This window comes from Bacillus sp. TH22, assembly GCF_016651015.1.
Lineage (GTDB): Bacteria > Bacillota > Bacilli > Bacillales > Bacillaceae_G > Bacillus_A > Bacillus_A mycoides.
The window spans coordinates 3,887,612-3,910,335 of sequence record NZ_JAEKER010000001.1 but is presented as its reverse complement, the minus strand read 5'-3'; the positions used below and the strand labels follow the sequence as shown (position 1 = coordinate 3,910,335).

The 22,724-nt window shown below is 36.7% G+C and carries 22 protein-coding genes and 1 pseudogene; 5 read left to right on the top strand and 18 right to left on the bottom strand.

Annotated features, from left to right (window positions below; all coding sequences use genetic code 11):
• Positions 1-88: 88 nt before the first annotated feature.
• Together argH and JFU18_RS19940 are read right to left on the bottom strand one after the other, a co-directional pair.
• Positions 89-1,477, bottom strand: coding sequence for an argininosuccinate lyase (argH, locus tag JFU18_RS19945; protein ID WP_088045196.1), 1,389 nt, complete (start codon positions 1,475-1,477; stop codon positions 89-91).
• Positions 1,474-2,679 (bottom strand): argininosuccinate synthase, encoded by a 1,206-nt coding sequence (locus tag JFU18_RS19940; protein WP_201031896.1) that lies wholly within the window; start codon positions 2,677-2,679, stop codon positions 1,474-1,476. Before JFU18_RS19940 ends, argH begins: the two co-directional genes overlap by 4 nt.
• 167 nt (positions 2,680-2,846) lie before the next feature.
• Between JFU18_RS19940 and JFU18_RS19935 the strand changes: the two genes are divergently transcribed.
• Positions 2,847-3,164, top strand: a complete 318-nt coding sequence (locus JFU18_RS19935; RefSeq protein WP_063218482.1) for a hypothetical protein — start codon at positions 2,847-2,849, stop codon at positions 3,162-3,164.
• Positions 3,165-3,192: 28 nt separating this feature from the next.
• Here JFU18_RS19935 and JFU18_RS19930 read toward each other — a convergent pair whose 3' ends face one another.
• Positions 3,193-3,387, bottom strand: coding sequence for a hypothetical protein (locus JFU18_RS19930; protein WP_002067549.1), 195 nt, complete (start codon positions 3,385-3,387; stop codon positions 3,193-3,195).
• Between the two features lie 856 nt (positions 3,388-4,243).
• Between JFU18_RS19930 and JFU18_RS19925 the strand changes: the two genes are divergently transcribed.
• A complete protein-coding gene (locus tag JFU18_RS19925; protein WP_002015542.1) occupies positions 4,244-4,906 on the top strand; it encodes a YitT family protein in 663 nt (220 codons plus the stop codon).
• A gap of 31 nt (positions 4,907-4,937) precedes the next feature.
• Here JFU18_RS19925 and JFU18_RS19920 read toward each other — a convergent pair whose 3' ends face one another.
• Entirely contained in the window at positions 4,938-5,771 is an 834-nt protein-coding gene (locus JFU18_RS19920; protein ID WP_201034370.1) for an EcsC family protein, read from the bottom strand.
• 183 nt (positions 5,772-5,954) lie between these two features.
• On the opposite strand from JFU18_RS19920, the gene JFU18_RS19915 reads away from it, so the two are divergent.
• A complete protein-coding gene (locus JFU18_RS19915) occupies positions 5,955-6,413 on the top strand; it encodes an NUDIX hydrolase (protein WP_085312504.1) in 459 nt (152 codons plus the stop codon).
• Here the strand turns inward: JFU18_RS19915 and ackA are convergent.
• The 5 genes from ackA to JFU18_RS19890 all read right to left on the bottom strand — a co-directional run bounded on the left by ackA (position 6,410) and on the right by JFU18_RS19890 (position 10,782).
• The gene (gene ackA / locus JFU18_RS19910) at positions 6,410-7,603 is read right to left on the bottom strand and encodes an acetate kinase (protein ID WP_002015546.1); all 1,194 of its coding nucleotides are present in this window, start codon (positions 7,601-7,603) and stop codon (positions 6,410-6,412) included. The two genes, JFU18_RS19915 and ackA, sit on opposite strands and share 4 nt — an antisense overlap.
• Before the next feature lie 299 nt (positions 7,604-7,902).
• Positions 7,903-8,889 (bottom strand): class I SAM-dependent methyltransferase, encoded by a 987-nt coding sequence (locus JFU18_RS19905; RefSeq protein WP_201034371.1) that lies wholly within the window; start codon positions 8,887-8,889, stop codon positions 7,903-7,905.
• A 211-nt stretch (positions 8,890-9,100) separates the two neighbouring features.
• Positions 9,101-9,601: a thiol peroxidase gene (tpx, locus tag JFU18_RS19900; RefSeq protein ID WP_002015549.1), complete on the bottom strand. Its 501-nt coding sequence runs from the start codon at positions 9,599-9,601 to the stop codon at positions 9,101-9,103.
• A 135-nt stretch (positions 9,602-9,736) separates the two neighbouring features.
• The gene (gene ytfJ, locus JFU18_RS19895) at positions 9,737-10,132 is read right to left on the bottom strand and encodes a GerW family sporulation protein (protein WP_000350005.1); all 396 of its coding nucleotides are present in this window, start codon (positions 10,130-10,132) and stop codon (positions 9,737-9,739) included.
• 11 nt (positions 10,133-10,143) lie between these two features.
• Entirely contained in the window at positions 10,144-10,782 is a 639-nt protein-coding gene (locus JFU18_RS19890) for a DUF2953 domain-containing protein (protein ID WP_002067581.1), read from the bottom strand.
• A gap of 205 nt (positions 10,783-10,987) precedes the next feature.
• On the opposite strand from JFU18_RS19890, the gene JFU18_RS19885 reads away from it, so the two are divergent.
• On the top strand, positions 10,988-11,791 hold the full coding sequence (locus JFU18_RS19885; RefSeq protein ID WP_002015552.1) for an NAD kinase: 804 nt from the start codon (positions 10,988-10,990) through the stop codon (positions 11,789-11,791).
• A 221-nt stretch (positions 11,792-12,012) separates the two neighbouring features.
• On the opposite strand, the gene JFU18_RS19880 is transcribed toward JFU18_RS19885, so the two are convergent.
• From JFU18_RS19880 to refZ, 9 genes and pseudogenes are all read right to left on the bottom strand, one after another.
• Entirely contained in the window at positions 12,013-13,581 is a 1,569-nt protein-coding gene (locus JFU18_RS19880) for an amidohydrolase (RefSeq protein WP_201034372.1), read from the bottom strand.
• A gap of 87 nt (positions 13,582-13,668) precedes the next feature.
• Entirely contained in the window at positions 13,669-14,100 is a 432-nt protein-coding gene (locus tag JFU18_RS19875) for a VOC family protein (protein ID WP_088040244.1), read from the bottom strand.
• A 102-nt stretch (positions 14,101-14,202) separates the two neighbouring features.
• Complete coding sequence (gene mbcS, locus JFU18_RS19870) at positions 14,203-15,789, bottom strand: acyl-CoA synthetase MbcS (RefSeq protein ID WP_002034333.1); 1,587 nt, start codon at positions 15,787-15,789, stop codon at positions 14,203-14,205.
• 221 nt (positions 15,790-16,010) lie between these two features.
• Positions 16,011-16,205, bottom strand: coding sequence for an alpha/beta-type small acid-soluble spore protein (locus tag JFU18_RS19865; protein WP_000168891.1), 195 nt, complete (start codon positions 16,203-16,205; stop codon positions 16,011-16,013).
• 79 nt (positions 16,206-16,284) lie between these two features.
• The gene (thiI, locus tag JFU18_RS19860; RefSeq protein WP_002034334.1) at positions 16,285-17,499 is read right to left on the bottom strand and encodes a tRNA uracil 4-sulfurtransferase ThiI; all 1,215 of its coding nucleotides are present in this window, start codon (positions 17,497-17,499) and stop codon (positions 16,285-16,287) included.
• A 6-nt stretch (positions 17,500-17,505) separates the two neighbouring features.
• Positions 17,506-18,648, bottom strand: a complete 1,143-nt coding sequence (locus tag JFU18_RS19855) for a cysteine desulfurase family protein (RefSeq protein ID WP_201034373.1) — start codon at positions 18,646-18,648, stop codon at positions 17,506-17,508.
• A gap of 427 nt (positions 18,649-19,075) precedes the next feature.
• Positions 19,076-20,785, bottom strand: a complete 1,710-nt coding sequence (gene ezrA / locus JFU18_RS19850; protein WP_061689084.1) for a septation ring formation regulator EzrA — start codon at positions 20,783-20,785, stop codon at positions 19,076-19,078.
• Positions 20,786-21,033: 248 nt separating this feature from the next.
• Positions 21,034-21,327 (bottom strand): annotated as a pseudogene (locus JFU18_RS19845) (LysR family transcriptional regulator substrate-binding protein); the annotation flags it as partial.
• A gap of 87 nt (positions 21,328-21,414) precedes the next feature.
• Positions 21,415-22,053, bottom strand: coding sequence for a forespore capture DNA-binding protein RefZ (gene refZ, locus JFU18_RS19840; RefSeq protein ID WP_060750625.1), 639 nt, complete (start codon positions 22,051-22,053; stop codon positions 21,415-21,417).
• Positions 22,054-22,200: 147 nt separating this feature from the next.
• On the opposite strand from refZ, the gene JFU18_RS19835 reads away from it, so the two are divergent.
• Positions 22,201-22,680 carry a GAF domain-containing protein gene (locus JFU18_RS19835; RefSeq protein ID WP_002138633.1) on the top strand — a complete coding sequence of 160 codons (480 nt, stop codon included), beginning with the start codon at positions 22,201-22,203 and terminating at the stop codon, positions 22,678-22,680.
• Positions 22,681-22,724 lie beyond the last annotated feature (44 nt).

The window sequence follows — 22,724 nt, the reverse complement described above, 5'->3', positions numbered from 1 at the left end:
GAACATATTGTTCTAGGCTTAATTAAATCCATACAAAAAGGTAAGGTACTTTCTAAAAAAGTACCTTACCTTCTATATCATATATCATTTAACTTCCAACAAACTCTATTGCTAACCCCTTCGCTTTCTCCAAAGCTTTTTCAATTTGCTCAAATCCTGTCCCACCAGCACTGTTACGACGCTTTACAGCTGCATAAGGTGAAAGAACTTCATATAAATCTTCTTCAAATAACGGACTCATTTCTTTATACGTTTCAAGTGGTACATCTAATAAATAGATTCCTTTTTGCGTACAATGAAGAACTAGTTTCCCGACAATTTCATGAGCTTGACGGAACGGCAGTCCCTTGCTTGCTAAATAGTCGGCAATTTCTGTTGCGTTAGAGAAGTCTTGCGTCACAGCTTGCCCCATTTTTTCTTTGTTTACAGTCATCGTTTCAAGCATGCCTGCCATAATATGAAGGCATCCTTCTACTGTTTTCACTGTATCAAACATTCCTTCTTTATCTTCTTGTAAGTCTTTATTGTAAGCGAGCGGCAATCCTTTCATTACTGTAAGTAAACTGAATAAATTACCGTATACTCTGCCAGTTTTACCACGAATAAGTTCCGCCATATCCGGATTTTTCTTCTGCGGCATAATACTGCTTCCTGTTGCGTATTGATCGCTCATTTCAATAAATTGAAATTCTTGACTACTCCATAAAATAAGTTCTTCGCAAAAGCGTGATAAGTGCATCATAAGCATAGATGAGTTACTTAAAAACTCCAGTATGAAATCACGATCACTTACCGCATCTAAACTATTTTCATAGATTCCATTAAATCCAAGAAGCTCCGCACTATATTCTCGGTCAATCGGGAATGTTGTACCAGCTAGTGCTCCAGCTCCTAATGGTGAAATGTTAATACGCTTTAACGAATCTTCATAACGATTCACATCGCGCTCTAACATCCAAAAGTAAGCAAGAATATGATGCGCAAATGAAATCGGCTGTGCACGTTGCAAGTGCGTATAGCCGGGCATAATTGTTTCAATGTTATTTTCCGCTTGATGAACAAGAACAGTTTGCAATTGTTTTGTAGCTTTTATAATATCTTCTACTTTTTCTTTTAAATACAAATGCATATCTGTCGCTACTTGATCGTTACGGCTTCGGCCTGTATGAAGTTTCCCTCCTACTTCACCGATTCTTTCAATTAACATCTTTTCAATGTTTAAATGAATGTCCTCAGCCTCAACTGAGAAATTCAATTTATTTTCTTTCGCTTCCTCTAGTAAATATTGAAGCCCTATCTTTATTTTCTCTGCTTCTTCTTTCGTAACAATGCCTTGCTTTGCTAACATCGTTACGTGTGCGATACTCCCTTTTATATCTTGATTTACTAATTGTTGATCAAAGGAGATGGATGCTCCAAACTCTTCAACCCACGCTTCCGCTTCTTCTGTAAAACGTCCGCCCCAAAGTTTGCTCACGCTTCCACCTTCTTTTGATTCACTTGACTGTATACTTTCGTAGGTAAACCGAATAATGAAATGAATCCAACTGCTGCATCATGATTAAATTCATCCTGGACAGTATACGTTGCTAATTTTTCATCGTATAAAGAGTACTCAGATTTACGCCCTTCTACAATCGCATGACCTTTAAATAATTTCACACGTACTGTACCTGTTACATTTTTTTGCGTTTCTTGTAAGAAAGCATTGAGCGCTTGTTTTAAAGGTGAGAACCATAAACCGTTATAAATTAATTCTGTTAGTTTTTGCTCAATCATCGGTTTGAAATGAGCGACCTCTTTCACAAGTGTTAAATCTTCAAGTTCTTTATGCGCTGTTATTAATGTCATTGCTGCTGGGCATTCATATACTTCACGAGATTTAATACCGACAAGGCGATTTTCTACATGGTCGATACGTCCAACGCCATGTTTGCCAGCAAGTGCATTTAACGTTTTAATTAGTTCTGAAAGTGAATATGCAGTGCCGTTTAAAGTCGTCGGTACTCCTGCTTCAAATCCGATTTCTACAAACTCTGGTTTATTCGGTGTATCTTCTAATGCTAATGTCATCTCGTATGCTTCTTCTGGCGGCGCTGCCCATGGATCTTCTAAAATTCCACATTCGTTGCTGCGTCCCCATAAGTTTTGATCGATTGAAAACGGGCTATCTAAATTAATTGGAATCGGTATATCATTTTCTTTTGCATATGCAATTTCTTCTTCACGTGACCATTTCCATTCACGTACGGGCGCAATAACTTCTAAATATGGATTCAACGCTTGAATAGAAACTTCAAAACGAACTTGGTCATTCCCTTTCCCTGTACATCCATGTGCAACTGCACTTGCGCCTTCCTGCTCTGCAATTTCTACTAATTTTTTTGCAATAAGCGGACGAGATAATGCAGAGACAAGCGGATATTTCCCTTCGTATAACGTGTGAGCTTGCATCGCTATCAATGCATATTCATTCGCATATTCTTCTTGAACATCAATCATATATGATTTAATTGCACCTACTGAAAGTGCTTTTTCTTTTACAAACGCTAAGTCTTTACCTTCCCCTAGATCTAAGCAAAGCGCGATAATATCATAATTCTTCTCTTGTAACCATTTAATTGCAACGGAAGTATCAAGACCTCCGGAATATGCTAATACAACTTTTTTCTTCTCCATTTTGCATCCCCCTAAAGAATAAATATTCATCTTTTCTTATAATAATCCAAACTTTATCACCTTTCATAAAATGAATCAAGGGGAATTTATAAAATTTTTTCAAACAATTTCGTCGAACTTCTTTCTTTTTTTATGTAAAATAGAGGAAGGAAAATGGAGGGGTGTCCATGAAAAAGTATTTTATATACAATGAACATCTAGGAATTGAAGTACCGAACATACAAGAAAAATGGGAAGACATCTCTGAACAAGCGCAGCATTCTATTTTATTAAAATGGGAGCAAGTTCGCGGGAAAATACCTGATCGTATAAAGGAACTTGAGCACCATATTAACGCTAAACAACACCACTTAAATAACGAAGAAGACTTCGAAATTTCTTGCAAGCTTAATTCAGAAATTGCCGATCTTGCTTCCATCATTAATGACCTTTGGCTTTGGTATCGACTCACTCAAAATGTATCTGAGGGAAAAGCACACCAATGAAAAAAGCATGCCCCTCAATTACTTTGGGTCATGCTTTTTTGTCGTAACACGATTTACAATATATTTCTTGTGCTGTTTTCGCCAAACACACATCAAACGGACCAACTAATATACTTCTTTCTTTCGGCAACTTTACAAAAGCAACTAGCTCTTCTTCATATTGAATCTTTTTCTGACATGAAACACATTTTAATTCTTTTCTTTTAAACATGTCTTTTAGCATATCTCCATTCTCCCCCTCATCTATCTATATTAATATACTCTCATAATAGTTAGAGCTTGTAAAAAAATGACACATTCCGAAACAAATTATTCATATACTATGTACAAAAGGAGGTCTCAAACTTATGCGAGCTTTCATTATTATCGCTTTAACTTTTTTAAGTATCATTAGCTGGGATGCATTTTTTAAAGATAAAAGTGATGAGAACAATACAATTGAATAAAAACCCTTCTTTTCTTACTTATTGGATAAACTTCTAAAAGTTGTCCAGTTCTACGAAATAACTTAGGCTTTTCTACAAAAATATTTAAACATAACATTTTTTGTAGATTCTCTTCGGTTATTGTCGGTTTCCATCCGCATGTATTTTTTGAAAGTATGATATAATAATATAAATCTTGAAGGAAGGGATTTTGATATCATGATCGCTCGAAGGAGCATGTGGCATCGTATTGACGAATCATACACGTAGCGTATTTTTCAGCTCAGATACTTTAGTCTAGCGAAAAAAATACGAGAGTGGGGAAATTATGATTGCCCGAAGGATAATTTGGCAAAAAAAAGACTCTTCTTACACATAGCGTTTTGTTTAGGACTTAATTGTTACTAGCTAAACAAAACAAAGAAGAGCAGGATTGCTAAATGAAGAATCCTACTCCCCGTTTTGTTTAGTCGCTTTAAGACTTAAACTAAAACGAAGGTAGGGAGAATTGATGGACGAGAGGATTATTCGTTATTTCTTCAGCGACATATAGCGTAGTTAGTTGTTTTCGTAAACTAACTGAAAGCTACATGTGAGCTCGTAGTTAGTTTACAACACCAAAAGGACTACTAACTACGGAAAGAAGGAATAACGATGAGGAACATCCAAAGTCGACAAATTATTAAAGAAGTTTTTATGGTTTTAATCGGTTCATTTATATTAGCAGCAGCGCTATATCACATTCACTTCCAAAACCACTTAACAGAAGGTGGCTTTGTAGGTATTGCACTATTCATCCAAAATTTTTATGATATTTCACCATCTATTTCAACTGTAGTAATGGATATCCCTATTATTTTACTATGTGCTTCATTTTTAGGTAGAAAAATGGTTGGCTATTCATTCTTAGGTTCACTTTCATTCGGAGTATTTTATTCCCTTATGGAAAATTATTCTCCTTTTACGGTAGATTTATCAAATAATTTATTTGTAGCTGCAGTAGTTGGCGGTGCGTTAGCTGGTATTGGACTCGGTTTTATATTGCGATTTGGCGGTGCAACCGGTGGAGACGATATTTTAACAATTATATTAAGTAAACGAACTCGGTTTACAATTGGGCAAATTTTCTTCGTCTTTGACGCGATTGTTCTTGCGCTTTCATTATATTATTTAAATTGGACAGAAATTGCTTTTACTATTCTTTCGATTGCCGTACAGGCAAAAACATTGGATTTAATTTACTATCCAAAAACAGAAAAGAAAGCAGCGAAGCAACCCGTTTCTATTCCAATATCCAAAAAACATGCGACAAACTAAAAAGCGAAAGGCTTCGGCCTCTCGCTTTTTTTCATGCTCTCTTTTCTTTTTCTAATATGTAGCGTACTTGATAAAACTTATTTGCAAATTCAGTAACATTCCTCGTTAAGCGATAGTTCACTGTAGAGCCAATCGCCATTCCGAGTACAGGAATGCCTTGGAATACTTTACGACGAAGAGCATAAATCGAAAACGTCTTCAAAATTTGTTTTAACACAACCTCAGTAGAAGCTGGCTTTAATACTGCTTCGTCTCCTTCATAGAAGAATGAATCCTCTTGTTCGAGTTCTCTCAGTAAATTGTACCATGCATATTGCTGAAGTCTCGCCGGCAATAATGCTGCATGGAATACCTTTAACGCAAGCATCATTTCATACGGCTTGTTCACATCATGCCCAAATGATGTCACAACAAGTTGGACAGCCTTCACATTTAACGCAATCATAACCGGAAAATCAGCCGTTAATAATAATAAACCACCAGCACCAGTTGCTCCGCCTTGTACGAATGAATATAGACGATGACGTGCTGTTTGCTGCTCTGCTATGTATGTTAATTGATCAATAGATAACGCCTTCAAATCTTCAAGTTGCTCAATTGATTCATCAAATAATCTCGATGTTCCTAAAATACGATTACGTGCATCTAACTGTGATTGTGAACTTTGAATAAGTGCATGCAAATGAAAGAGCCATCCATCTGCTTTCGTAAAAAAGTCTTTTCGTTTTTTCTCAGGTAGTTTTGCAACTGTAGTATGCAACCACTTATCAAACATCTTTTGAAAATCGGTCGCTTCTTGCTCTACTAATTGCCCTTCCCACTCTTTTATATTGTCTAAAATGGCTTGTTCTCGCTTCGATCGCATCACAACAACCACCTCGTTCGATTTTTTTCTATTGTATCATATTTGCAAATATGCTTGTACATCGCATGTTCTTTATTTACAGCCTAAGAAGTCGCAACATTCTATCCGAATAAATGGTACCAGTTTCTATTCAGCTAGATTATAATCGTCCCTATACAAAACAAATGAGGAGCGATTATACATATGTACCCACGTGCAAAAGCTTTTGGCATTGCTATACATCACGATCGACTTCTCGTACAAGAATATAATATGGAAGACGCAATCTTTTATCGGCCTCTTGGCGGTTCAATTGAACTTGGTGAGAAATCAGCAGATACCGTTATTCGAGAATTTACAGAAGAACTTCATACAGAAATAGAAGTTACCGATTATTTAGGATGCTTAGAAAATATTTTTTATTCAGGTGAGAAAATTGGTCATGAGATCATTCAACTATATTCTGTGCGTTTATTAGACACATCACTATATGAAATGGAAATACTGAATATAAAAGATGAACAAACAGCCTCATATGCAAAATGGATTCCCCTCACTGCATTCATTCAAAAGGAAAAAATACTATATCCAGATCAGATTTTAAAATATATACAAAAAAAGACGAAATCCTTTAGGATCTCGTCTTTTTCATGCATATATTAACCAATATCTCCAAGACGTAATACGTCACGAGCAATCATAACTTCTTCGTCAGTTGGAATTACGATAATTTTTACTGGAGAGTGTGGGAAGCTGATGAATGCTTCTTCACCGAATACGTTATTGCGTTTTACGTCGAAGTATACGCCCATGTACTCAAGGCCTTCTAATACGCGCTCACGAATAATTGCACTGTTTTCACCTACACCAGCTGTAAAGATGATAGCGTCAACGCCTTTCATACGAGCTGTGTAAGAACCGATGTATTTATGGATACGGCTCACGAACACGTCAAGTGCTACTTTCGCACGGTGGTCGCCTTCTTCTTCTTTCGCAATGATGTCACGTAGGTCACTAGAGTAACCAGTAAGACCTAACATACCACTCTTCTTGTTTAATACGCTAACTACTTCTTCTACAGTTTGGCCTGTTTTTTCCATGATGTATGGAATTAACGCAGGGTCAATGTTACCAGAACGTGTACCCATTGTTACACCAGCAAGTGGAGTGAAGCCCATAGAAGTATCGATAGACTTACCGCCTTCTACTGCTGCGATACTTGCACCGTTACCTAAGTGACAAGAAAGTAGGCTTAAGCTTTCAATTGGACGACCTAATAATTCAGCCGCACGCTCAGTTACATATTTATGAGAAGTTCCGTGGAAACCGTATTTACGGATGCCAAATTTCTCATAGTACTCATATGGTAAGCTGTATAGGAATGCAGATTCCGGCATTGTTTGGTGGAATGCTGTATCGAATACTGCTACTGCTGGTACGTTTGGTAGTACTTCTTGGAATGCTTTAATACCAACAAGGTTTGCTGGGTTGTGAAGTGGTGCTAAATCGCTTAATTCTTCGATATCAGCTAATACTTCAGCATCAATTAAAACAGAATCAGCAAATTTTTCGCCGCCGTGTACAACACGGTGACCGATACCGCCAATCTCATCAAGAGATTTTACGATTCCGTTTTCAGTTAATTTCTTAAGAAGCATGTTAACTGCTACTGCATGATCTGGGATGTTTGTAATTTCTTTTTGTTTTTCGCCATTTACAGTAATTGTGAAGATACTATCTTCTAAACCGATACGTTCTACTAAACCTTTTGTTAATACTGTTTCACTTGGCATTTCAAATAATTGGAACTTTAACGAAGAGCTTCCTGCGTTAATCGCGATGATTTTTGACATCTAGTCTTTCGCCCCTTTTTCTCTTGGTAGTTGTGTGGATCATTCCACAAACCGCTCGATTTTATCTAATTAAATTCACTCATTATGAAAACGTTTCATCATTAGTAAATTTTATACTCACGATTTTAATTTAAACATCGTCCGACATATATTTCAAGTGAAAAAATTGTAACACCAAGAAAAAAAATATATTACAGATTTCAAAAAAATTCAGTTAAATCTTGTATATATTAAAAAACATTACATATCCTATAAAACTGTACTACATTAATTACTAACCCTGTTACATATATATCGTATTATTTATGTGTTGCAAACCAAGTATTCAATTGATCCATAACGTTCTCCATAGCCTTCATGTTAGAGAATTTAGGTAATTCCACTAGTAGTGCCTGTTTCGGCATTGTTACACCTTGGCCTTTCTTTTGGAGAACAAATATACTTTTTGCATTTTTCTCGTTTTTAAACATGGAAACAGGAAGCTGTAATAATCCTTGAATAAAACATGTCTCTTTAATGAATGCATGTAGCTTTGGCGCTTGATCACTTTCAAAAATGAAGTTTGGTACTAAGAAGAATAAATACCCGCCTTCTTTCGTATGTTTCACACTTTGTTCAATAAATAAGTGATGTGCATATGACATTCCTTCATTTGCTTTTAATGTATATTCACTTGCAACAATTTCATTTGGATAATAACCAATTGGTAAATCTGAAACGACTGCATCAACTGGATCAATATAAAGTGGTGCTAGTCCATCTTGGTGGAAGAATTCGATTGCATGCTTTTGTAAATTTGCATTTACTAAAGCAAGTTTAATTAACACCTCATCCACTTCTACACCAAATCCACTCATTGTTAGTTCTTCTTTGGCGCTATTAAACAATGTGGTCATTAAGTTACCAGTTCCAATTGCAGGGTCTAAAACAGTAATTTCTTTTTGACCTTGCATAAACTTATGGAATAAGTAGCTCATGAACATTCCAACTGCATCTGGCGTCATTTCGTGATTCGCTTGTACGCCCTCTTTCATTCCTTTTAAAATGGCTAGCTGAAATGCTTTACGAATTTCTTCCCCTTTATATGTTTCTTCATTAAACGTACTATATTCACGATTCAACCGTTCAATTGTTGATTCGGATAATTCCTCTTGTAAAATCGCTCCTTCAAACAAGTTATCACCTGTTTCTACAAGCGCCTCTAAATATGTTACATCTAATTCTTTACGTAAAACTACCGTAGAAGAATCAAAAATAGAAAATAATGTTTCTACTGCCTGACTCACGTACATTCCTCCTTCTCTCTTTTACACATAACTTATATCATACCATAATCTAAATTTTTCCCAAAAGAAAAAGCGACCTCTTGCAAAGAGCTCCCCTTCAAGTTGTTTATGATGTAACGTCTTTTCTCATATATTGGTTCAGTTAACAATACATGAGAAAAGACGACCTCTTCTAAAGTAAAACTTTAATGAGAGGTCGTCTTCATTTACATTACTTCGCAGATTTAGCTGCTTCTAATGCTGCTTCATAGTTTGGATGGCTTGTACCTTCGCCTACGTATTCTGCGTAAACTACTTTGTCATTGCTATCTACTACGAATACTGCACGAGCAAGTAAACGAAGTTCTTTCATTACTAAGCCGTAAGCTTCACCGAATGAAAGGTCACGGTGATCAGAAAGTGTTACAACATTTTCTAAACCGTTTGCTGCACACCAGCGTTTTTGAGCGAATGGTAAATCAGCGCTAATTGTTAATACTTTCGCGTTTTCAATACCTGCTGCATCTTCGTTAAAACGACGAGTTTGTGCATCACATACACCTGTGTCGATTGAAGGTACAACACTAATTAATTTCACTTCACCTTTGTATGTTTCTAAACTTACTGGAGATAAGTCATTTGCTAATACTTGGAAGTTAGGCGCTTGATCGCCAACTTTAACTTCTGTTCCAACTAAAGTCATTGGGTTACCTTTAAAAGTTACATTTGCCACTTAAAAATCCTCCCTTATTTTAAACAAAATATGTACAATGTAAATGATAGTTTGTCCCTATCGATAATGCAAATAAAATCGCTTTATTTACAAAAAAATTAAAGAAGCTAATCCACTGATTAGCTTCTTTATTCGTTAAATTTGAAATTCAGGATCATCTTCTTTTCGTTTATCCATCATTTCTTTCACTTTATCAACAGCTTGTGGCGCTAATTCAATTATTTTATCGATGACGTGTGTTTGCTTATCTAAGTGTAATACTTTCACACCTTCTCCATTTATAACAAGAAAGGCAACAGGATTAATAGAAACTCCTCCACCACTTCCCCCGCCAAATGGATGACGGCCTGAATGTTCTACTTTACCAAATTCACTTCCACCAGCAGCAAATCCAAAACTGACTTTCGAAACTGTAAGAATTACACTTCCATCTGCCGCTTTAATTGGATCACCAACAATTGTATTTACATCAGTCATTTGTTTTAAATGCTGCATTGCGGTTGTCATTAAACCTTGAATTGGATGGTCCATTCTATATCCCCCTATGCTTGAACAGATTTTTCTGTCATACCAGATCTTTGCTTTCTCATAAACATGAGTAATTTTATCGCTGTTTTTACAGTACGGAATATACGAAAAGATGCTGTTAACTCGCATCTTGATGCAAATCCCTTTCCTTGAAAAACAGGAGTAATTTCAAATTCTGGTACGTCGACAATATGCATATATTGTCCTACAACTCCAGCAGCCATTCCTTTTGTCCCCCATGCATATCCAGTGACAATTCCAGTACTAGCCGCGTCGCCTGCTCCAATTTGCGTATGCCATTTCCAACCATTGATTTTCACTCTTTTGAGAAAATCTTTAACAATAGTATGAACGTCTTGAAGCTTTTTTATCAGTTCCCCTATACTATCGAGTTGTGCCATAATTTTATTATCTATTCCGCCGTCCTCTTCAGCTTTTTTAATTTTTTGTCCTGTCTTCTTCTGCTGTTTTTCAATTCTTTCCAATACATCAAACGTATATCGAATCATCCATATTTTCACTTGAAATAAACATTGTTTTTCCATTTCTGAATATAAAAACGTCACCTTAAGCGATATTTTCGATAATAGTATAAGCAAAATAAAAAGCAGAAGAATTATCATTCCAATTACGAGCCACTTCATTCGTACCATCCTTTCACTCCATACCCATTATCGACAAGTTTATTCATCATTAAACAGACTTTGATAAAATTGAATATAAAAATTTTTCTAAAAATAAAAAGGAATTTTGACAATTTATATCGAAATATACTATTTGAACATATCATCCAGAAACATACTCTGACGATATGTAGCACTAAGACTAGAAAATTTAACTGCAGTGGAGGGATACATAATGGCAAATCGTCGCAATTTATTTTTCTTTTATGGTGATGACAAAGTAACGCTCGTTGAAAAAATGAAACCAGTATATCGTATTTTAGAGGAGAATGGATTTACCATATTAGATCATCCAAAAAATGCAAACGCTATCGTCAGCGTTGGAGATGATGGGACTTTCTTACAAGCCGTTCGTAAAACCGGCTTTAGAGAAGATTGCTTATACGCAGGTATTTCTACGAAAGATGAAATTTCTTTCTACTGCGATTTCCACATCGATCACGTTGATACAGCCCTTCAAGAAATTACAAAAAACGAAATTGAAGTGCGAAAATATCCAACAATTAAAGTAGATGTAGATCACGGTACATCTTTCCATTGTTTAAATGAATTCACATTACGCTCTAGTATCATTAAAACATTTGTCGTAGATGTACACGTCGACAATTTACATTTCGAAACCTTTAGAGGTGATGGATTAGTTATCTCCACACCAACAGGAAGTACCGCTTACAATAAATCATTACATGGTGCAGTTGTCGATCCACTTATCCCATGTTTCCAAGTAAGCGAACTAGCATCTTTAAATAACAACACATACCGTACACTCGGGTCACCGTTCCTTTTAAATCACGAGCGTACGTTAACTTTAACACTTAAACCAGATGGAAATGATTATCCTGTTATCGGAATGGATAACGAAGCACTTAGCATTAAACAAGTGGAAAAAGCCGTTGTTCGTTTAAGCGATAAACAAATTAAAACTGTTAAATTAAAAAACAACTCCTTCTGGGAAAAAGTACAGAGAACGTTTTTATAGTAATCAAAAAAACCTCGAATTATGAGATTTCCATAATTCGAGGTTTTTTTATTTATCAAATGCAACTTGACGCTGTTTCACAAAACATTTTGGAACAGGACAACAGTATATGAAATTATATCAACGATTTTACCCAAAATATCAATTTACCGACATCATCAACCTATCTAAAAAGAGGAAGCAGCACCAAAATGTATTTTCGGAGCCGCTCCCTCAAATTTTTAGACGTCTTTTCTATAAACAATCTTCCCATCAATGACGGTCATTTCTGCCTGTACTTCTTTTATTTCTTCCGCCTCAATTTCAAAAACATTGCGGTCTAATATCGTAAAGTCTGCCTCATATCCTTTTGCGATTTGTCCTCGCTTCGCTTCTTTTCCGATTGCATAGGCACTTCCTGTTGTAAATAAAGAGACAGCTTCATATACCGTTAATCTTTCTTCTGGCATATAGCATACGCCGTCAATAAAACTTCTACGTGTAACAGCACTATATACACCTAAAAACGGATTCACTTGTTCAATTGGAGCATCAGAGCCTCCATTACAGTGTAATCCTGCATCCAGTAACGTCTTCCAAGCATACGCATAACGAAGACGGCGTTCTCCTAGTTTTTCAATCACTGATGGAAAATCCGATGAAACAAAGACTGGTTGAATATCAATAATAGCTGGCAATTGTTTCATTCTTTCAATCAACTCTTCACGAGCTAGCTGACAATGAATAATACGGTCACGTAATCCTTCCGCTGGTGGATGTAATTCAAGCGCATCAATGACATATTCAAGCGATAAATCACCAATTGTATGAATCGCAACTGGCATATGTAAATCTCGTGCTTTTTTCACTAAACCTGCAAGCTCTTCACGTGAGAAAATGGCAACTCCATTTGTTTCCTTCGCATCTTCATACGGTTCACTTAATAAAGCTGTTCTTCCGCCAAAAGAGCCGTCAGAAAAAATTTTCATCGCACCAAATTCAATATAGTGCTCATTTTCATATTCTTTTCGTTCATTTGCTACTTCATGGTGAACGAGTAAATGCGCTTTAAACCGCATTTCTTTTATAACGTGTGAAAACGCATTGTACGTTTTTTGAAAGCCGCCATAATAATTTAAGTCTTCCGTATGTCCGCCAACGAGTCCGTATTGCCAGCAGTCTGAAATCGCTGTTTGCAGAGCACTTTGCAAATACACTCCATCTATTTCGGGCTGAACATGTTTAATTAACTCTTGTCCTTGCTCATATAAAAGTCCTGTTAATTTATTTAATGAGTCACGACCAATTTTTCCACCCTTTGGATCTTGCGTCGCTTCTGTTATGTTCGCTTCTTGCAATATGTATGAATTCACCCATGTCACGTGACGACAAACACGCTTTAATAAAATCGGATGTTCTTTAGAGATTTCATCTAAATCACGTACATGAACTTGTTTTGTATCTGTGAAATTATTTTCATTCCATCCTTCTCCGATAATCCAAGATCCTTTTGGCGCTTCTTCTACGCGCTTCTGAACAAGAGTAAGTACTTCGCTATAAGATTTACAATTTGATAGATCTAGACAAAGCAACCTCTCCCCCTGCCCAATAAGATGCATATGGCTATCAACGAGTCCTGGAATCATCGTTTTCCCTTTTAAGTCATATAACTTCACTTCTGAATATCGGTTTTCTAACTCTTCTTTATTCCCCATATGAACAATGACGCCATTTTCAACGTAAATAGCTTCTACTTTTTCATTCTCTTCTCGCATAGTGTAAATGGTGCCGCCATACCAAATTTCTCCCATATACTCGTCCCCCTTTTCCTTTAGTCTACGAAATTAGAGTGTATAAAAAAAGCACCATTTCGATTAAAAATGGTGCTTTTCCAAAAATTATTTTTGTTCAGTAGGGTTCGTTGTAACTTGCCATTCAATGTTAAATTTATCTTTTAGTTGTCCGTATGCTGGGCTCCAGAAAGTTTCTTGAAGTGGCATAATAACTTCTCCATCTTCTTGTAACTTATCAAATACTTCTTTCGCTTTTTCTGCATTATTAATTTGAATTGCGATTGTTACTTGAGATCCGATTGCATGCCCTTGACCTGGGAATGTATCAGAAATCATAAGGTCCGTATTACCAACTTTTAAAGTAGCATGTAAAACGCGCTCTTTCGCTTCAGCTGGAATTGGGTATTCTGGATTTTCAGGCATGTCACCAAAAGTTTGCATTACTTCTACTTTTGCGTCTAACGCCTCTTTGTAAAACTGTACAGCTTCTTGCCCACTACCATCTAAAACTAAGTACGGATTAATACCTAAAATCATACGGACACCTCTTTTTTTAGTTTATAAAATAGAACTTGTGTTCGTTTTTATAATATCATCGTTTTACATTTCATTCAACTATTTACTTCCCTATTTTCAAAATTATTTTGAAGGAAGCTCCATTTCTTGTTTTCTAAGTTCAATACGGCGAATTTTTCCGGAAATCGTTTTTGGTAGTTCATCTACAAATTCAATTTTGCGAGGGTATTTATATGGTGCAGTCAATTCTTTGACGTGTTGTTGGAGCACTGGAATTAATGTTTCTTCGTTCTTGTCTATATTCTCTCTTAATACGATAAATGCCTTCACGACACTTCCGCGAATTTCATCAGGGCTTGCAACAACCGCACATTCTCTTACATATGGATGTTTTACAAGTGCATCTTCGACTTCAAACGGTCCGATTGTATAACCAGAGCTAATAATAATATCATCACCGCGACCTTCAAACCAAAAATAGCCTTCTTCATCTTTTTTCGCTTTATCACCGGTAATATAATAATCACCGCGGAATTGCATCGCTGTGCGCTCATCGTCTTTATAATATTGTTTAAAGAGTGCTGGTGTTTCAATGTGAACTGCGATATCACCAACTTCTCCTACCTGTACAGGAGTTCCTTCTTCATTTACGATATCAACATGGTTTCCCGGCGTCGGTTTTCCCATTGATCCTGGTCTAATGTCCATCCCTTTCATTATCCCAACGAGTAATGTGTTTTCCGTTTGCCCATAACCGTCTCTTACCGTAATATCAAAATGCCTTTGGAACGTTTCAATAACTTCCCTGTTTAACGGCTCACCAGCTGATACAGCGCTATGTAACGCTTCTAAATTGTACTCACTTAAATTTTCTACCTTTGCCATTAATCTATACTCAGTCGGCGTACAACAAAGCACATTCACCTTATTATCGCCTAATAAATTTAAATACGTTTTTGGTTCAAACTTACCATTGTATACAAATCCTGTTGCACCTGAACCGAGAGTCGCTACAAATGGGCTCCAAATCCACTTTTGCCAACCTGGACTAGCCGTTGCCCATACAACATCATTTCCTTCAATTCCGAGCCAGTTCGGAGCGCTTGTACGTAAATGAGCGTATGCCCATGCATGCGTATGAACAACTCCTTTTGGATTTCCTGTCGTCCCTGACGTATAAGATAAAAAGACCATATCTTCTTTATCTGTCTTCGCCATTTCTAACATGTCACTTTCTGTTTCTAATGCTGTTTTTAAATTTTTCCAACCATCTACTGAACGCTCGCTCAAAACGAATTTCTGAAGAGATTCCACCGCTTCTACGCCGTCGAATTGTCCAATATACGGTTCGTAACTTACAATTGCTTTCACTTCTCCGTGCCCAATACGGTACTCAATATCCTTTTTACGCAACATTTCTGAGCTTGGAATAACGACAAATCCTGCTTTAATCGCAGCAATATACGTCATGTAAGCTTCAATTAAGCGCGGCATCATAATAAGGAGCTTGTCCCCTTTTTGTAAGCCACTTTTTATAAAAGCGTTTCCAATTCTATTCGCACCTTGCATTAATTCAAAATATGTAATCTCTCGTCTATTCCCTTTATCATCTTGCCAAATTAAAGCAAGCTTCTCTTTATCACTCGTATATTTCTCTATTTCCGAAACTAAATTATAAGACGGCGGCGCTAACAATTCCTCTCTCTTCATATAACATCCTCCTTTATTTCTATGCCTCCCTTATATAATAAAGAATTTTCAGTAAATTTTGAACCCTCTTCTTTTGACAATTTTTTTATATTTATGTCGAATTGATGTATGAATGTATAGCGACGATGTTTTTAACATAACGATTCATCGGCAAATAACGACGAAAACGACAAAAAGAAAGAGCGGGAGAACCCGCTCTTTCTAAGCCATCGTATATGGGATTATTTTTGGTAACCGCCTAATTGTTGCTCAGCTAGTGAAACTAGACGTTTAGTAATTTCGCCACCAACAGATCCGTTAGCGCGAGATGTTGCATCAGCTCCAAGTTGAACACCAAACTCTTGAGCGATTTCGTATTTCATTTGATCTAATGCTGCTTGAGCACCAGATACTGCTAATTTATTTGTGCTTGCCATGTTGTATCACCTCCTTGTGAGTATAGAGTGTGATAAACAACATGACTTCATGCACATTTGAATGTGGTAATTTATGGGTTTAGAAAAGTTCTTCGAATTTTTCTTCTTCAGCCACTACTTCTACTGTTTGTAATACCATTGTTTCTTTGTTCGCTACAGCCTCTTCAATTAACGGCGCGAAATCGTACTTCGCTTCAAAACGATTTGCTTTCTCACGCTTCGGTTTCGTCGATGGACTTGCTGGTGTAAACACTGTACAGCAGTCTTCATATGGACGAATTGAAATATCATACGTTCCAATTTCTTTTGCAATTTTAATAATTTCTAATTTATCCATCGTAATAAGCGGACGAATAACAGGATAGTTTGTCACTTCGTTAATCGTATGCATACTATCTAACGTTTGGCTCGCTACTTGTCCAAGACTTTCACCAGTCGTAATTGCAAGTGCATTACGCTCCTCTGCAATACGCTCTGTAATACGCATCATCATACGACGCATAACTGTCATAGAATAGCTAGATGGAATTTCTTTATTAATCGTTTTTTGCACTTCAGTAAATGGAACAAGATGAAGTGTTACACGTTTACAGTATTGCGTTAACTCTTGTGCTAAATCGATTACTTTTTGTTTCGCGCGCTCGCTTGTGAAAGGTGGACTATGGAAGTGAACTGCTTCCACAGATACGCCGCGTTTCATCGTTAAGTAAGTTGCTACCGGGCTATCGATACCACCAGAAAGAAGTACCATTACTTTTCCGCCAACGCCAACTGGTAAACCGCCAGCTCCCATGTGCTCACCACACATAATATAGCTGTAACCACTGCGAATTTCTATACGTACATTCACATCTGGATTATGAACATCTACTGTGATATCCTCTGTATTTTCTAAAATGTGCCCACCGATTTCTGGAAGTAACTCCATCGTCTTCATTGGGAAGCGCTTATCAGAGCGGTGCACTGTAATTTTAAATGTTTTCACATCACCTTTTACTTGTAAGAAAGCTGCTAATGCACCTTTTTTAATATCTTCTAATTCTGATGGTACTTTCATTGCTAAGTTAAACTTATGAATACCAAATACATCTTTCAACCTTTCAGAAATTGCTTCATGGTCTTCACCATTTAACTGAATGTACATACGATCATGTGTTGCATCAATTTTAATGTTTGGGAATTTTTTTAATTTGAATTTCACATTATCTTTTAACGTACTTACAAACTTAGAACGGTTCTTTCCTTTTGTCGTCATTTCTCCATAACGAACTAAAATATATTCATATGTCATCATATTTCTTTACCTCATCACTTCATATAATTTTGGCATCGTCTCTTTAACAATACCTTCAAATTGTTTTACTTCTTCCATCGTGTTGTCTGGTGCTAGACTAATGCGAATCGCACTTGTAGCTGCGGCGTGCGGTACTCCCATTGCCACTAGTACTCTGCTCACTTCATTTACTTTTGAAGAACAAGCAGACTTCGTCGATACATATACACCATGCTCTTCTAAAGCATGAACGACTACTTCTGGTTTTAAACCGACAAATGATACATTTAAAATGTGCGGTGCCGCATATTCAAGTGATGTATTAATCGTTACAGTTTCCATCTCTTTAAAGAAACGGACCAGCTCTGTTTGTAAATTTTGCAAATGAACTATCTTTTCTTTCACTTGTTCCATCGTCATACGAAGTGCTTTCACCATCGCTACAATACCAGGTAAATTTTCTGTACCTGAACGATACTTGAGCTCTTGTTGACCACCTGATAAGATTGGATCTAACCTTACACCATCACGTACGTAAAGAAGACCTGTCCCCTTTACGCTATGAAATTTATGTCCAGATATTGAACAAAGGTCAATATGAGAAGCGTATAAATCAAGTGGTACTTTTCCTATCCCTTGTACATGGTCCACGTGGAATCTTATTTTCGGATAGTTCGTTAATAATGTTCCAATTTCAGCAACGGGCTGAATCGCTCCAGTCTCGTTGTTCACGTGAATAATTGACACAAGAATCGTATCTTCACGAAGTGCTCGTTTTACATCTTCTACCGATACAACACCGTGCTCGTTAACCGGTAAATACGTTACATCAAAACCGAGATCTTCTAATTGTTTATATGCTTCAAACACAGACGCGTGTTCAATATTTGTTGTAATGATATGTTTGCCGCGCGAACGATTCCTCATCGCTATCCCTTTAATCGCAAGGTTATTCCCTTCCGTTCCACCTGATGTGAAAATAATTTCAGCAGGTTTAACGTGAAGGAGCTGTGCCGCAATCGTTCTCGATTGTGTTAATAGACGCTCTGCCTCTCCTCCAAGCGAATGAATAGAAGAAGGATTACCAAAATATTTCCCTGCAACCGTTACGTACGATTGAAGCGCTTCTGGATATGGCTTCGTCGTCGCACTATTATCAAAATAGATCATCGTTCTTCCCCTTTCAGCGCTATCACATCATATAATCATATCACAAATACGTGTAATTACGCTAAGACTACTCAAAGGTTCCGTTTTTATATAAAAGTGTACATTTCCCCCGGCCATTTGCAGGCATACTGAGTGGTGAAGATTAATAATCAGTGATGGATGAAACCCCATCACTTATGGTTTCACTTTATCCCGCTATTTGTGGGCAGTAAGACTCCCACCTCAAAATTCAGCTGGAGCAAAGAAGTTAGGTGGGAAATCCACTGCCCGTAAATGCCCGATTGGTGAAGGCTAATAATCAGTGGGGGGGTGGCCCCCTCCCACTGATTAAAGTTTCACTTTATTTTGAAACGAACAACCTTACTGTATTCCGCTATTCATTATAGCAACATCGACTTCAAAATTACACAAAAAAACAAACCCTTTATTAAAGGGTTTGCTCATTGTCTACATATTCAGCTATTTTTTGAACAACACCAGGTTCAAGTTGCTCTAATATAGAAGCCGCTTGTTCTAAAGCTGCATCGTATTGATATTCACGGAATAATTTCTCCGCATAATTTAAGCTTTCTGCAAGATTCTCATCATGACTGCGGTATCGGTTACCGTATTGAATTAGTTTTTCAACTAAATAAGCTTGTCCAATTAATTCTTCTGTCATTTCAGATACACCATTCACAACTGTGTATGCTTCTTCTAAACTGCTATTTACAGTATTCATATTTAACGGCTTTACTTCTAATTGCTCATATACAGCTTGCATCGCCATTTGCCCTTTTTGTAAATCTTCCATAATACTCTCTGGAAGACCTGGTAAATTCGACTTTTGCATAAAACGTTTCGTCTCAAAAATTGTATTTCGCATTTCTTGTAACTTCTCACGTGCTTCAAATTCTTCTTTGCGCATCGTTTGCAGCATTTCTTTATATTCTGCATGAAGTACTTTTAAAGTTTCACATTGCTCATAAACCTCTTCTAGTTCCTCACGAATGATAGAGAATGCAATATCTTGTTCAGCAACGCGTATTTGTAACACTTCAAAACGTTTCATTAAAATATGCATTTGCTTTTCAATTACTTTTTGTGACTCAATATCTTTGTCTTGTAATTGATAACTTTGTTTCACAAGTTGTGTTTCTATTTTCGTTTCAATTGTTTCTGTACGAATTTCTTCTAAATCTTCATAAACAGACAGTGTTTTTTGCTCCACATAATGTTTCGCATGCACTTCTTGTTCAAGTTGATCATAAAAACTGTCTAAACGAGTTTTTAAGTTCTCTACTTTTTCTGCCGCTTCTGTTATATGAAGTTCCTGTATATCCATTAAACATGTGTGTAGTTGTGTCGTCATATCGCGGACTTCTTTAGGGATTTCCAAATACTCTAATACATAGCCTTGTCTTATCATATCATCATGACCTTGTAATAAATCTTCCAGCTGAACTGGTAATGTCGCTTGACACTCTACCAATAAATCCGGAATTTGATGAATAACGATTTCTAAACTTGCTAAACCTTCTTCTAAACTAATAACAATTTCTCTCGCTTTTAAATAATCACCATTATCTGTTGCCTCTTCAAAAGTTTTGAACTTCCCGGATTCAACATCTAACATCTCTTCAATTTTTTGCTCAGCTGCTCCATACATGTGTCGATGAGCAAGAACGCTCTTTTTCATACTACGATATGTATCACGTAACCCTTCAATTTCCGCGCTATTTTTCTCATGGCTTTCTAACAGTTGCTGTAATTCATTTAAAATGTCTGTAATACGATTATCAGCGTCATCTAAACCACCTATGGATTCTTTCATCGCATGCTTTGCTTTGCGGAAGGAGAATTGCGAGGCGAATTTTCGCGCTTGCCCTAAATCTTTTTCAGCTTTCGGAAGAGTTGTTGATACAATTTCATCCCACTCTTCACGCCATTTACCAAACAGCTCTTCTGTTTGACCTGTCATATTTAAATCTTTTACCCGCTTTAGTTCATCTGCCACAGGTTTATCTTTTATCTCTTGTTTCCACTGCTCCAGTGCTTCAATATCTTTATATGAACGATTTCTTATCACAAGCTCTATCATGAGCAGCACTAGAATAGAGCTTACTACAATGATAACGATCGTCAGGATAGAATCCATGCAAAAAAGCCTCCTAGTTATATCTCTTTTTTTGTCCGTTCCGTTTATGAAATGGAAGGCATTATGTATAAAAAGGGAATTCCCCTATATTTAACAACTAACAATGTTCTAATCATACCATGTAATGACGTGTTTTTGACCTAGTTTTTTTTAAAATTTCATGTTTCTTTACATGTGATTGTAATATTTCTTAATATTCCACTTTTTCCATTATCCGTCCTCAAATGAATGCAATAAAGGTAAGACTTTTACGGGCAGTTAATGCAGGATAACGAGCTCTCTTTCATATGAGAGACGAAATAAATCTTTCGCATTAGTGGTGGTTCTACAGAAATCGCACGTACGTTACCTTGCATTACGGCTTACTGTAACGCGGTTTCCGGAAGCAATGTTATACCAAGTCCAGCTCCTACCATCGCAATCATCGGTTCTGCATAAGATGTTTCAACCGCAATTATTGGTTTCGCGCCCATACATTGAAACACATTCATAATCATTTTCCTTACATCACATATTTCTAGGTATACAATTAGCTGTTCATTAACAATTATTGCGCTAGTATGCAACAATTTATGGCAAAGAAAACAACATATAAAAATCCCCACCTCAGTTCGTTAGGTGGGGATTTTTCACATATGAACAGCTCTTGGTAGTTCATAATACATACTCGCTTTATATAATGTTCGTTCCATCCATTGCTCAATTTCCTTCGTATACATTTCTAAGAAAAACGTCTCAGACGGAAATGAGTGTAGCACCTCTGATATATATTGTGGATATAAAAACGGCATATTTATCATGCCTTTTAATTGCGTCATAAACATTGTAAAAGATATCTTTTTAAATTCTTGCTTCATTTGTCCTTGTTTAATGATTTGCTCTATATAATATCTTTCTCTAGAAAAATAAACGGTCATCACTTCACGAATTAATGTCGTATCAAGCGAAAGCTCTCTATAAAAAAAACGTGTCAGTTCTCTATTATCAAATTGATATCGTAAAATCCCGCGCACCATTTGCACCATCACATCTTTAGCCGATAAATATTCTCTCTGTTCAAATGACGTTTCAATTACGTGAATATATCCTTCTAAAAAATCAGTAATAAGCTGTTCTAATAACCCTTGCTTTCCAGCAAAATAATATGAAATATTCGCTACATTCACATCCGCTCGCTTTGCAATTTCTCGCACCGACGTTCCATCATAACCTTTTGTATTAAACAACGATATTGCCGCATCAATTACTTTTTGTTTCGTCTGTTTCATGCGCTCACTTCCTCTCACTGAACAGCTATAGTTTAAATTTCTTGACTTTTAAGACAAATTCCTTTAATTTTCTATCGACAAAGTCATGTGAAATACATCGTATTTTGCTATCGTTTTACATATCTCGCTAAAAAGGGAGTTGTTTCCATGTTTACAAAAGAAAGTTATGCAGGATCTCGTGAAGAGCAATATGAGACAGTAATTAAACAACTGGATGCATTATTAACTGGCGAACCGAACGTAGTCGCAAACTTATCAAATGCGTCCGCACTATTAAATCAATTTTTAGATCGCGTTAATTGGGTTGGCTTTTATGTAACAGAAGGAAATCAACTTGTTCTTGGACCATTCCAAGGGATGCCAGCTTGCGTGCGTATTCCGTTCGGACGTGGTGTTTGCGGCGTTGCAGCTGAAACAAAAACAACGCAACTTGTAGCAGATGTTCACCAATTCCCAGGACATATCGCTTGCGATAGTGCCTCTAATTCTGAAATCGTTGTACCGATTATGAAAGAAGGAAATATCATTGGTGTGCTTGATATTGATAGTCCTGAAAAAAATCGTTTCGATGAAGTAGATCAGCACTATTTAGAAAAGTTTGTGGAAACACTCCTAAAACATATTTAATAAAGAAAAGAGTGAGCTATCGATTACGTACGTAACGTACGAAA